General features: G+C 70.9%; 12 protein-coding genes. 3 read left to right on the forward strand and 9 right to left on the reverse strand.

The window, feature by feature from the left end; all coding sequences use genetic code 11:
• From AB0K21_RS20385 to AB0K21_RS20425, 9 genes are all read right to left on the reverse strand, one after another.
• Entirely contained in the window at window positions 1-825 is an 825-nt protein-coding gene (locus tag AB0K21_RS20385) for a MurR/RpiR family transcriptional regulator (protein ID WP_343972026.1), read from the reverse strand.
• 214 nt (window positions 826-1039) lie between these two features.
• Window positions 1040-2695, reverse strand: coding sequence for a urocanate hydratase (gene hutU, locus AB0K21_RS20390; protein ID WP_343972029.1), 1656 nt, complete (start codon window positions 2693-2695; stop codon window positions 1040-1042).
• A 387-nt stretch (window positions 2696-3082) separates the two neighbouring features.
• Window positions 3083-4810, reverse strand: a complete 1728-nt coding sequence (locus tag AB0K21_RS20395) for an ABC transporter ATP-binding protein (protein ID WP_343972032.1) — start codon at window positions 4808-4810, stop codon at window positions 3083-3085.
• Window positions 4811-5018: 208 nt separating this feature from the next.
• Window positions 5019-6239 carry a beta-ketoacyl-[acyl-carrier-protein] synthase family protein gene (locus AB0K21_RS20400; RefSeq protein ID WP_364151881.1) on the reverse strand — a complete coding sequence of 407 codons (1221 nt, stop codon included), beginning with the start codon at window positions 6237-6239 and terminating at the stop codon, window positions 5019-5021.
• Window positions 6236-6484, reverse strand: coding sequence for an acyl carrier protein (locus AB0K21_RS20405; RefSeq protein ID WP_084195145.1), 249 nt, complete (start codon window positions 6482-6484; stop codon window positions 6236-6238). Before AB0K21_RS20405 ends, AB0K21_RS20400 begins: the two co-directional genes overlap by 4 nt.
• A 251-nt stretch (window positions 6485-6735) precedes the next feature.
• Window positions 6736-6924, reverse strand: a complete 189-nt coding sequence (locus AB0K21_RS20410) for a hypothetical protein (protein ID WP_364151884.1) — start codon at window positions 6922-6924, stop codon at window positions 6736-6738.
• A 115-nt stretch (window positions 6925-7039) separates the two neighbouring features.
• Window positions 7040-7459 carry a hypothetical protein gene (locus AB0K21_RS20415; protein ID WP_343972091.1) on the reverse strand — a complete coding sequence of 140 codons (420 nt, stop codon included), beginning with the start codon at window positions 7457-7459 and terminating at the stop codon, window positions 7040-7042.
• On the reverse strand, window positions 7422-8174 hold the full coding sequence (locus tag AB0K21_RS20420; RefSeq protein WP_364151887.1) for a hypothetical protein: 753 nt from the start codon (window positions 8172-8174) through the stop codon (window positions 7422-7424). Before AB0K21_RS20420 ends, AB0K21_RS20415 begins: the two co-directional genes overlap by 38 nt.
• Window positions 8175-8213: 39 nt before the next feature.
• A complete protein-coding gene (locus AB0K21_RS20425) occupies window positions 8214-8933 on the reverse strand; it encodes an FCD domain-containing protein (protein WP_343972048.1) in 720 nt (239 codons plus the stop codon).
• A gap of 88 nt (window positions 8934-9021) precedes the next feature.
• Between AB0K21_RS20425 and AB0K21_RS20430 the strand changes: the two genes are divergently transcribed.
• From AB0K21_RS20430 to AB0K21_RS20440, 3 genes are read left to right on the forward strand one after another with little or no spacing between them, the layout of a single operon-like run.
• Window positions 9022-10365 carry a glutamine synthetase family protein gene (locus AB0K21_RS20430; RefSeq protein WP_364151891.1) on the forward strand — a complete coding sequence of 448 codons (1344 nt, stop codon included), beginning with the start codon at window positions 9022-9024 and terminating at the stop codon, window positions 10363-10365.
• 2 nt (window positions 10366-10367) lie between these two features.
• On the forward strand, window positions 10368-11714 hold the full coding sequence (locus AB0K21_RS20435) for an aldehyde dehydrogenase family protein (protein WP_364151894.1): 1347 nt from the start codon (window positions 10368-10370) through the stop codon (window positions 11712-11714).
• 5 nt (window positions 11715-11719) lie between these two features.
• On the forward strand, window positions 11720-12484 hold the full coding sequence (locus AB0K21_RS20440; protein ID WP_343972058.1) for a 3-oxoacyl-ACP reductase: 765 nt from the start codon (window positions 11720-11722) through the stop codon (window positions 12482-12484).
• Window positions 12485-12590 lie beyond the last annotated feature (106 nt).

Raw genomic sequence — 12590 nt, forward strand, 5'->3', positions numbered from 1 at the left:
TCAGCAGAACCGTTCGGTGAAGACCCCCGCCTGGTCGGTCATCCGTTCGTACTCCTCCAGCCGGGCCTGCGTGCGCAGCGGCGCCGCGTCCGCCATGGCCTCCACCAGCACCATGGCCAGGGCCAGTGGCGCCGTGTGCGAGTCGAAGACCAGCCGTTCCCCGACGGGGGCGGCCAGGACCACGTCGGCCTCGAAGGGCACGTCCCGCCGGTCGGTGATCACCGCCGTACGCAGGCCCAGGTCCCGGGCGCCGCGCAGCGCCTGCACCGCCTCGGCCGGGTAGCGGGGCAGGATCACCGCGACCAGCCAGCTCGCCCCCGCGCGGCGCGCGGCGTACAGGCCGTCGGCCAGTTCGGAGCCGCCGTGGGTCAGCAGCCGGACGTCCGGGTGGATCCGGCGCGCGAAGTAGGCGAACGTGGTGGCCAGCCCGCTCGACACCCGCAGGCCCACCACCGGCAGAGGCTCGCATCCCGCCAGCTTGGCACCCAGCTCCGAGATGTCGGAGGGGTCGGCCAGCGCGTCGCGTACGCTCCGCAGGTTGTCGATCTCCACGTCGATGGCCGCCTGCAGGTCGTTGGCCCGCGACGGCCTCCGGCCGCCCACGACGAGGGGCCGCAGCGCCTGTCTGAGCTCGGGATACCCCGCGAAACCGAGCACCATCGCGAACCTCGTCACCGACGGCTGGCTGACCCCCGCCCGCTCGGCCAGCTCCACGCTGGACAGGAAGATGGCCTCGGACAGGTGGTCGCCCAGGTAGCGCGCGATCCGCCGCTGCACCGGCGACAGCCGCCGCCCCTCCAGAAGCTGATCGAGTCCGTCCCCCACGCCCCCTCCAACCGCTCGACACTCCACGAGCATTCCCCTCCCCACCCCGCCCCGCTGTAGTTCATACACCCGGACGGGGCGGGAGTGAGCGGTGCCGGCAGGATTCACCCCCCGGGGCCGGGACACGGTACGCGGATCGGTGCGCGCACCTCCCGATCAGGGCCGGCGCGCCCCGGCCGGAGCCCGATCACCCGGCCGGGACCCGCGCCTCCGGTCAGGATTCGCGCATCGGGATGCGGACGTCCCGCTCCTCGGCCACGGCGACGGCCTCGTCGTAGCCCGCGTCGACGTGACGGATGACCCCCGTGCCCGGGTCGTTGGTGAGTACCCGGTTGAGCTTCTCGGCACCGAGCCTGGTGCCGTCGGCGACGGTGACCTGGCCGGCGTGGATGGAACGGCCGATGCCGACGCCGCCGCCGTGGTGAATGGAGACCCACGCGGCACCGGAGGCGACGTTGAGCATGGCGTTCAGCAGCGGCCAGTCGGCGATCGCGTCGGAGCCGTCGGCCATGCCCTCGGTCTCCCGGTACGGGCTCGCCACGCTGCCGCAGTCGAGGTGGTCGCGGCCGATCACCAGCGGAGCCTCGATCTCCCCCGAGGCCACCATGTCGTTGAACCGCTCTCCGGCCAGGTGGCGCTCCCCGTATCCGAGCCAGCAGATACGGGCCGGCAGGCCCTGGAAGTGGACCTTCTCCCCGGCCATCCGGATCCACCTGGCGAGCGGCTCGTTGTCAGGGAAGAGCTCCAGGATCGCGCGGTCGGTCTTGGCGATGTCGGAGGGGGAACCGGAGAGCGCGGCCCACCGGAACGGGCCCTTGCCCTCGCAGAACAGCGGCCGGATATAGGCGGGCACGAAGCCGGGGAAGTCGAACGCGCGACCGTAACCCGCCAGCCGGGCCTCGCCCCGGATCGAGTTGCCGTAGTCGAAGACCTCGGCTCCGGCGTCCTGGAAGCCGACCATGGCCTCCACGTGCCTGGCCATGGCCTCGCGGGCCCTGCGGGTGAAGCCCGCCGGGTCCTTCTCCCGTTCGTCGGCCATGTCCTCGAAGGCCACGCCGATCGGCAGGTACATCAGCGGGTCGTGGGCGGAGGTCTGGTCGGTGACGACGTCGATCTCGGCGCCTCTGCGGAGCAGTTCGGGCACGATCTCGGCCGCGTTGCCCTCGACCCCGATGCTCAACGGCCTGCGCTGGTCGCGGGCCTCGTACGCCAGGCGCAGCGCCTCGTCGAGGTCGGCGGCGCGGACGTCCAGGTAGCGGTGCTCGATCCGCCGGTCGATCGACCTGGGGTCGCAGTCGACGCAGATCACCACGCCGCCGTTCATGGTCACGGCCAGCGGCTGCGCGCCGCCCATGCCACCGAGCCCGGCGGTCAGCGTGATCGTTCCCGCGAGGCTCCCGCCGAACCGCTTGGCGGCCACGGCGCCGAAGGTCTCGTAGGTGCCCTGCAGGATGCCCTGGGTGCCGATGTAGATCCAGGAGCCCGCCGTCATCTGCCCGTACATGGTCAGTCCGGCGGCCTCCAGGCGCCGGAACTCCTCCCAGTCGGCCCAGTCGGGCACCAGGTTGGAGTTGGCGATGAGCACCCGCGGGGCCCACTCGTGGGTGCGGAACACGCCGACGGGGCGGCCGGACTGCACCAGCAGTGTCTCGTCGCCCTCCAAGGTGGTCAGGGTGCGGGTGATCGCGTCGAAGGAGCGCCAGTCACGGGCGGCCTTGCCCGAGCCGCCGTAGACGACGAGCTGTTCCGGATGCTCGGCCACCTCGGGATCCAGATTGTTCTGGAGCATGCGAAGCGCCGCCTCTTGCGGCCATCCCTTGGCGGTGAGCGTGGTACCGCGCGGCGCGCGCACAACCCGGCTGCCGGTCATGCCCGGACCTCCCCATCAAGAATGAATGAATACATTCATATTTGTCACCTGGAGGCTACAGGTCAACCCGGGAAGGCGTATCACGGCAAGGGGTGCCGCGAGCGGCACGCCCGCGACACCCCCCGGTGGTGGCCGTAACGATCGTCGCGCCCCGATCTTCGTCCCGCACGGACGGGATCGGGAGATCGAATGCGGCGCGCGCCCGATGGGGCACCCCGGTGCGAAGGAGAGGCTTCGCACAGGCGGGGATGCCCGGTTCGCCGGACAGCGAACCAGACCATCGGCCCGGTGTCCGAATTATTCCTTTGTGAACGATATGAATTTACACAACCACGCCAGTACCACCGCGCGGCCTTCACCATGCCGGACAGCCGCCGGGCGGCGGGACTAGCCGGGCAGCAGGAGCTGGGTGGCGGCCAGCTCACGGTAGAGGGCGTCGTCGGCGAGCAGCTCGCCGTGGGTGCCCACGGCCCGCACCCGGCCCGCCTCCATCACCACGATCCGGTCGGCCCCGGTCACCGTGGAGAGGCGGTGTGCGATCACCAGCACCGTCGTCTCCGCCGCCACCTCCGCGATCACCTCGCGGAGCCGCAGCTCGTTGACCGCGTCGAGCTGGGAGGTGGCCTCGTCGAGCAGCAGGAGCCGGGGTCTGCGCAGCAGGGCGCGGGCGATGGCGACCCGCTGGCGCTCACCGCCGGAGAGCAGGATCCCCCGATGGCCGACCCTGGTGTCCAGCCCCTCGGGGAGCCTGGAGACCAGGTCCTCCAGGCGGGTGCGGGCGAGCACCCGCCTGATGTCGTCCTCCCGCACGCCCGGCGCGGCGAAGACGAGGTTCTCCCTGAGCGTGCCGTCCAGCACCGGCGCGTCCTGCTCGACGTAGCCGAGACAGGCGCGCAGCTCGGCCAGCGGCCAGTTCTCGATGTCGCGGCCGTCGACCCTGATCGTCCCCGACTGCTGCTCGTAGAACCGCTCAAGCAGGGCGAAGACCGTGGACTTGCCCGCACCGGACGGCCCCACCAGAGCGGTCAGCCCGCCCGCGGGCACCTCGAAGGAGACCTCGTCGTGAATGACCGGCCTGTCGTCTCCGTAGCGGAAGGACACCCTCTCGAAGGAGACCCCGACCGGGGTGCTGCCGGCCTCGTGGACCGTGCCGCCCGTCTTCTCCACGGGAAGCGCCTCGATCTCACGGATCCGCCACACCGCGGCCAGCCCGTTCTGCAACTGCGTGGCGCCCTGGACCAGCTGGCCGATGGGGGCGACCAGGTAGAACAGGTAGAGCAGAAAGGCGATCAGCGAGGAGACCTCCAGCGCACCCGAGGAGACGCGCGCGCCGCCCACCCCGAGCACGGCCACGAAGGCCAGCTGCGCGGCGACCCACGCCGAGATACCGGCGATCGAGGTCAGCCAGGCGACCGCGATCCCCCGGTCACGCGCCTCGCGGGCCGCCTCGCTCACCGCGGCGATCTCCCGTTCCTCGGCACCGCTGGCCTTGACCGTGCGGAACGCCTGGAGCACCCGGTCCAGGACCGCGCCCATCTCGCCGACCGCGACCTGGGCCTGCGCCGAGGCGCGCTGGATCCGGGGCAGGATCAGGCCGACGATCCCGCCGACCAGGACCAGTACCCCCAGCGTGATGAGCAGCAGCACCCAGTCCATGATCGCCATCATGACCACGGCGCCGACGAGCATGAACAGCGAGCTGACCATCTCGACCACGCTGTTGGCGAACACCGCGCGCAGCAGCGTGGTGTCGGAGGTCACCCGGGACATCAGGTCACCGGGCTTGAGCCGGTCGACCTCGGAGGCGCGCAGCCGCAGCATCCGGTCGACCAGGCCGCGGCGGGCGGAGAACACGATGCTCTCCCCCATCCGCTCCAGCACGTAGCTGCCCAGCGCGCCGAGGCCGGCGCCCACGAGCACGGCGGCGGTCAGCCCCAGCACGGGGCCGAGCAGGGAGCGCTGCTCGCCGAAGGCGTCGACGACCGTCTTGGCCAGGAGCGGCATCGCCAATCCGGCCAGCGAACCGACGAGGCTGAGCACCCCACCCAGCAGCAGGGTTTTTCGGTAGGGCCTTATATAGGCGACCAACAACCGCCAGGACGCGGTCTCGGACAATGCGACCCCCTTTGAAGCGACGCGATCGATCTACGGCCGCTCCTCTTGTCTACCTGGCATGCGTCCGCCCCGAGCGTCTTTGCCGTATTTCGCAACGAAAGTCGATTACGCCACTAATTTAGGCAACTAAAGTTGACATCAGGGAGTTGGCGAAGGCCCCGCCGGTTCGGCACCGTTTCACGGCGGACCGGCGGGGCCTTACGGAATGTCAGGAATCCGGGGAGGGGGTGAGGACCAGGCAGGCGTTGCTGCCCCCGAAGCCGAAGGAGTTGGACAGGACGGGGGCGGCGGCCACGGACCGGGGCTCACCACAGACGATGTCGATGAGGTCGGCCTCGGGACCGCCCGCGAAGTTGGCGATCGGGGGGATCAGGCCCTCCCGGGCCGACAGCAGGGCGATGACCGCCTCCAGCGCGCCCGCGCCGCCGACGAGGTGGCCGGTCACCCCCTTGGTCGAGGTCACCGGGGGCGTACGGCCGCCGAAGCACGCGTGCAGGGCGACGGCCTCGGCGCTGTCGTTGTGCGGGGTGGAGGTCCCGTGGGCGTTGACGTGCCCGATGTCGCCGGCGTCGAGTCCGGCGTCGAACAGGGCGGCGCGCATGCACTCGGCCGCCACCGAGCCGTCCCTGAGCGGTGCCACGATGTGGTTGGCGTCGCAGTTGGCCGCGTAGCCGCTGACCTCGCCGTAGACACGGGCCCCCCGCGCCTCGGCGAGGTCGGCGCGCTCCAGGACGAGAAAGGCCGCACCCTCCCCCATGACGAAGCCGTCACGGTCGGCGTCGAACGGGCGGGACGCCTCCGAGGGGGCGTGCGTCCGCTCCGACAGGGCGCCGACCCGGGCGAAGGCCTCCATCGCGAGCGGGGAGAGCAGCGCGTCCAGGCCCCCGGCGACGGCGGAACCGACCACGCCCGAGCGGATCGCGCGCAGCGCCTCACCGATCGCGGTGGCCCCGCTGGCGCAGGCCGTGTTGAAGGTGAGGCATGGCCCCCTGAAGCCGTACCTGATGGCGACGCGCGAGGCGGTCGAGCTGGACATCAGTGTCGGGACCGCGTGGACGGGCACCTTCTCCCTGCCGAGGGTATGCCCCACGATCAGGTTCTCCAGGGTGGCGAACCCGCCGCCGCCGGTGCCCACGTACACCCCGCAGCCCTCGGCGGGCAGGCCGTCCGCGTCGGCGACGGCGTCGATCGCCGCGGCGAGGCCGATCCGGGAGGTCCGGTCGAGGGTCCGGAGCTCGCGCCCGCCGAAGTAGTCATCCGGCTCGAACGGCGCCAGCGGGCACCCGATCGAGACCGGCACCCGGGCGTCGGCCAGTTCGGGGATGGCGGTCGCGAGCGACTTGCCCGCGAGCACCGTGGCGAAGACGTCCCGCGCCGTGTTGCCCGCCGGGCTCTTGACCCCCAGACCAGTGACGACGACGCGCGTCACCGGGCCGCCAGCGCGGCGTGCAGTACGCCCGCCATGTCGGCGACGGTCTGCGCCCCGGCGAAGTCGCTGGGATCGAGCTGGATGCCCAGCTTCTCCTCGATGATGACGGAGATCTCCACCCATTCCAGGCTGTCGATCTGGTGGTCGGCGATGGTGGCCCCCGGCTTCACCTGATCGCTCGGTACGCTCAGCACCTCGGCGATCGCCGACCGGACCACGGATGTCGCTGAATCGAGGCTTGTCATTCGCCCACCTTTAAAAGGATTGGTCCACTCGCGCCCCTGCAATGCCTTCGGACTATAGCGAAACAGACATATGTTCTGTCTATGTACGACCAGGCGGAATTCTCGAATTTTCTACTCATTAAGTGATGAGCCGCGCGGTGAAAACCACCCCTCCCGGAACCGGGCCGAGGATCGGCCACCGCGTACCGGCGCCCCGCCGATCCGGAGCCGGCTCGGCGAGGAGCCCATCGGCGGGACACCGGCGAGCGGGGTCAGCGGCGGCGGACGCCGTACTCCCTGCGCATCTCCGCGACGGTGTCCAGGATCTCGTCCTGGGTCTTCAGCAGCTTCGCCTCGGCCTCCTCGGTTCTGGCCTCGGCCACCAGCCGGCGGTCGCCCGTCCGGCCGGCCAGCCTCCGCTTGGCCCTGGCCTTCATCTCGCGCAGATTGAGCTTCTCCATCAGACCCATGATCAGCATCCCTTCGGCAGAGAGGGCCGTCATCTGCCCGGCGGGCGGCCGGATATGCACGGGTTCCAAAGCCCACCGCGACCGTGCCGCCGCTTTCCCGCGCCCCTCAGTCGGGATCGGGGACGTCGTCGTGGTCGATGTCGCCCTCCTCCGCACGGCGCAGCCCGATGTCCTCCACCCAGGCGCCGGCGAACCGGCGGATCTCCCGGAGCCGCTCGCCCGCCACGCCGTGGGCCTCGAAGTCCTCGTCGGCGATCAGTGCGACGAACTCCAGCCTCATCACCAGTTCGGCGAGTGAGAACCCCTCGTCGTGCAGGCGGGCGAGGTGTTCGAGCTCGCGGAAGCCGTACGGCTCGGAGACCGAGGCGACGTCGATGACGTCGCGGGCGAGACCGCGCTCGTGCAGTGCCCACACTCGCGGGCCGACCTCGGCTTCCGGCCCGGCCGGCGAGGGCGACGGCGGGAGCGACGGCGAGGACATCGGCGGCTCAGCGGCGGGAGCGGCGGCGGGTGGAGGGGAGGTCATGACGGCCGGAGACGAACTCCTGGAAGGCGATCTTGCCGCGGATCACCGGGCGGCGCCAGCGCTCCTCGCGGCGCTCGGCCCTGGCCATCTTGCGGAGCCGCGGGTGCCGGGAGCCCGGGGCGAAGAACCAGTGCGCCCAGGGCGATCCCGGGCGGGCCAGCCGCACGGCCCCCGGCACCAGGAGGACCGGCACGAACAGTCCGACCAGGCCCGTCCAGATCTTGCCCTTGAGCAGCGTGACCACGGCGAGCCCGAGGTTGGTCACGATGAGGCCGCCGGTTATCCAGGTCCCCTTGGGGGTGCCGTCGGAGTTCTCCCAGCCGAGGGGGCGCAGGCCGAGCAGGAGCAGGCCGGTGATCGCGACGGCGATGAACACCGCGTCGACGGAGGCCCGGCCCTCCTCCTCCCAGTAGACGTCGCGCAGGTGCAGGATCAGCGCGAACTCGTCGAGGACGAGGGCGGCGCCGATACCGAAGATCGCCGCCGTCACCGCGTACCAGCCCTCGGAGACCCCGGAGACGAGCAGGCCGGAGACCCCGCCGAGCAGGGTCAGCACCACGCCGAACACCACGTGGTGTATGTGCATCTCGCCGACGTTGACGTCACGGAACCAGCCGATCTTGGCTCGGATGAGCCGGACGTTGATCCTGGTGAACACGAAGGCGACGATCAGCGCGACAAAGAAACAGAACAGCGGCAGCCGTCCTGTTTCCATGATCCGATCTCGGAACAAATCTCCCACCGTTTCCTCAGGCTATGCGAGGAAGCCCCGCAGCAGCGCGGCGGTGCCCTCGAGGTGCTCGGCCACGGCCCGGCGCGCACCCTCGGGGTCGCCGGCCAGGATCGCCGTCACGATCGCCTCGTGCTGGATCGCGGCGTGCTCGATGTTGCGCCGGAGCACCGGGATGGCGTTGAGCAGGTCGGTGACCCGCAGCCGGGCGTCGGCGCAGGCCGCGGCGAGCAGCGGGGAGCCGGTCAGCTCGGCGATGGCCAGGTGGAAGGCCGTGTCGAGACGGCGGTAGTCGTCGGGCCCCGACGAGTTGACCTCGCGCAGCCGCTCCCGCAGGGTGTCGCGCCGCTCCTCGGTGAGCGCGGTGGTGGCGAGCACCTGGGCGGCGCCGCACTCCACGGCCATCCTGAAGGTGAGCGCGTCGCCCAGGTCGTCGGTGCCCATGTCGACGACCGCCCTGCGCAGGTCGTCACGGTGCGGGCGCGGCGGGGTGTAGGTGAGAAAGGCGCCGCCGTACCTGCCACGGCGCACGGTGAGGTAGCCCGCCTCCGCCAGGGCGCGGATGGCCTCGCGCAGGGTGACCCTGCTGATCCCGAGCTGGGCGGCGAGTTCCCGCTCGGGCGGCAGCTTCTCGGTCACCAGCCCCAGCTTGATGACCTGGAGCAGGCGTTCCACGGTCTCCTCGAACGCGTTGCCCGCGCGCACCGGCCGCAGCACGGTCGCCAGTCGTGACACCTCGTCCAATTGATCTCCTCCGACCCTTGACAATGCTCCCCCCGCTACACGTCAATGGTCTGACACTAGCCCAATAAGACTCCGGCGAGGAGGGCGTGTGGACGTCCGCGAACTTCACGACGAGGTGCGGGCAGGACGGATCGACACCGTGCTGCTGGCGATCGTCGACATGCAGGGCCGCCTGCAGGGGAAACGCCTGTCGGCACGTTACTTCCTGCAGGAGGTGCTGGGACACGCCGCCGAGGGATGCAACTACCTGCTCGCGGTCGACGTCGACATGAACACGGTCGACGGCTACGCGATGTCCTCCTGGGAGCGGGGATACGGCGACTTCGTCATGAAACCCGACCTGTCCACCCTGCGCCGGGTGCCGTGGCAGGAGGGGACGGCCCTGGTGATGGCCGACCTGCTCTGGGAGGACGGCTCCGACGTGACCGCCTCGCCGCGGCAGATCCTGCGCCGGCAACTCGCCCGGCTGGCCGAACGGGGCTGGGGGGCGTTCGTCGGGACCGAGCTGGAGTTCGTGATCTTCAACGACAGCTACGAGGACGCCTGGCGCGGCGGTTACCGCGACCTGACGCCCGCCAACCTCTACAACGTCGACTACTCCCTCCTCGGCACCGCCAGGGTCGAGCCGCTGCTGCGCAGGATCAGGCTCGGCATGGAGGGCGCGGGCATGTACGTCGAGTCGGCCAAGGGCGAGTGCAACCTCGGCCAGCACGAGATCGCCTTCCGCTTCGGCGAGGCCCTGTCCAGCTGCGACGACCACGCCGTCTACAAGAACGGCGCCAAGGAGATCGCCGCCCAGGAGGGCATGTCGATCACCTTCATGGCCAAGCCGAACCAGCGCGAGGGCAACTCCTGCCACATCCACATCTCGCTCAGGGACGCCGCCGGAGAGCCGGTCATGGCGGGTTCCGAGGCGCACGGGCTGTCCGCGACGGGACGGCACTTCATCGCCGGTCAGCTCGCCCTCATGCGCGAGCTGACCCTGCTGTACGCGCCGAACGTCAACTCCTACAAGCGGTACGTGCCGGGCAGCTTCGCGCCCACCGCCGTCAAGTGGGGCGTGGACAACAGGACGTGCGCGCTGCGCCTGGTCGGCCACGGCCCCTCGCTGCGGATCGAGAACCGGGTGCCCGGTGGCGACGTCAACCCCTACCTGGCGGTCTCGGCACTGGTCGCGGCCGGACTGCACGGCATCGAGAACGAGCTGCCGCTTGAGGAGGCGGTCACGGGGAACGCCTACACCTCGGGCGCGGAGACCGTCCCGCACACCCTGCGGGACGCGCTGGAGCTCTGGGAGGGCTCCGCGTTCGCGGCCGCCGTCTTCGGCGAGGACGTCGTGGCGCACTACGCGAACAACGCCCGGACCGAGCTGGCCGCCTTCGACGCGGCGGTGACCGACTGGGAGCTGTTCCGAGGATTCGAACGGATGTGACGGTGAAGATCATAAATCCGGCGACAGAAGAGGTGATCGCCGAGGTCGAGATGGCGGACACCGCCGAGGTCGACAGGGCGGTGGAGCGCGCCAGAAGGGCCTTCGCCGGCTGGCGGAGGGTCGGTCCTTCGGACCGGGCCCGGCTGCTGCGCCGGTTCGCCTCGCTGGTGCGCGAGCACGCCGAGGAACTGGCCCTGCTGGAGGTCGCGGGCGCCGGGCACACGATCGGCAACGCCCGCTGGGAGGCGGGCAACGTCGCCGACGTGCTCGACTTCTACGCCGGGGCGCCCGAGCGCGACCACGGCCTGCAGATCCCGGTGCCCGGCGGCCTGGACGTCACCTTCAGGGAACCGCTGGGCGTCGTCGGAGTGATCGTGCCGTGGAACTTCCCGATGGTCATCATGACCTGGGGGATGGCCCCGGCGCTGGCCGCGGGCAACACCGTGATCGTCAAGCCCGCCGAGTGGACACCGCTGACCGCCCTGCGGGTGGCCGAGCTGGCCCTGGCCGCCGGGCTGCCCGAGGGGGTGTTCCAGGTCCTGCCCGGTGCCGGAGAGGTCGCGGGCGCCCGGCTGGTCGAGCACCCCGGCGTGGCGAAGATCGTGTTCACCGGTTCCACCGAGGTGGGCAAGGAGATCGCCGCCGTCTGCGCCGGGCAGGTCAAGCGGCTCACCCTGGAGCTGGGCGGCAAGAGCGCCAACGTGGTCTTCGCCGACGCCGACCTGGCACGGGCGGCGGCGACCGCGCCGTACGCGGTCTTCGACAACGCGGGCCAGGACTGCTGCGCGCGCTCCCGGATCCTGGTCGAGCGCTCGGTGTACGACGAGTTCCTGGCCCGGTTCGGCGAGGCCGTGCTGAACGTCCGAGTCGGCGACCCGCGCGACGAGAGCACCGAGATGGGCCCGCTGATCAGCGCCGAACACCGGGAGCGGGTGGCCTCCTACGTCACCGAACCGCCCCACCTGCGGGGCACGTGCCCGCCGGGGCCGGGGTTCTGGTTCCCGGCGACGGTCCTGACCCCGGGCTCCGCCGACGACCGGGCGTTCACCGAGGAGATCTTCGGACCGGTGGTGTCGGTGCTGCCGTTCGACGACGAGGCGGACGCCGTACGGATCGCCAACGACACCCCGTACGGCCTGAGCGGGTCCATCTGGACCCGTGACGTCGGCCGGGCGCTCCGGATGGCCAGGGCCGTCGAGGCAGGCAACCTGAGCGTCAACTCGCATTCGAGCGTCCGCTACTGGACCCCGTTCGGCGGTTTCAAGCAGTCGGGTCTCGGCCGTGAGCTGGGACCGGACGCCCTGTCCGCGTTCACCGAGACCAAGAACGTCTTCATTTCCGAGGAGTAGAAGCGATGCTGCGTTTGCAGGACCGGGTGGCCGTCATCACCGGCGCCGGCAGCGGGATCGGCCTGGCCACCGCGCGCCGGTTCGCCGAGGAGGGCGCCCGCGTCGTGTGCGTGGACCTGGACGAGACGACCGGCGCCGCGGCCGCGGCCGAGGTCGGCGGCCTGTTCGTGAAGGCCGACGTGACCAGCGAGGACGACGTCGCCCGGATGTTCCAGACCGCGTTCGACAGCTACGGCGGCGTGGACATCGCGTTCAACAACGCGGGCATCTCACCGCCGGAGGACGACTCGATCCTGGAGACCGGCCTCGACGCCTGGCGCCGGGTCCAGGAGGTCAACCTCACCTCCGTCTACCTGTGCTGCAAGCACGCCATCCCGTACATGCGGCGGCAGGGCAAGGGGTCGATCATCAACACCGCGTCGTTCGTGGCCGTGATGGGCTCGGCGACCAGCCAGATCTCCTACACCGCCTCCAAGGGCGGGGTGCTGGCGATGTCGCGCGAGCTGGGCGTGCAGTTCGCCCGCGAGGGCATCCGGGTCAACGCGCTCTGCCCCGGCCCGGTCAACACCCCGCTGCTGCAGGAGCTGTTCGCCAAGGACCCCGAGCGGGCACAGCGCCGCCTGGTGCACATCCCGATCGGCCGCTTCGCCGAGGCGACCGAGATCGCCGCCGCGGTGGCGTTCCTCGCCTCGGACGACGCGAGCTTCATCACCGGCTCGGAGTTCCTGGTGGACGGCGGCATCTCGGGCGCCTACGTCACGCCACTCTGACCGCTCCCCGCCGGCTCCGCTCCCGCCGCCTTCGCGACCCGCGGCGGCGGGATTTGCCCAGGCCATACCCTGGCCCCGATAACGTGCGAGGACGTGGGCGGATGTC

The organism is Streptosporangium sp. NPDC049248 (genome assembly GCF_040678965.1).
Classification (GTDB): Bacteria; Actinomycetota; Actinomycetes; order Streptosporangiales; family Streptosporangiaceae; genus Streptosporangium; species Streptosporangium fukuiense.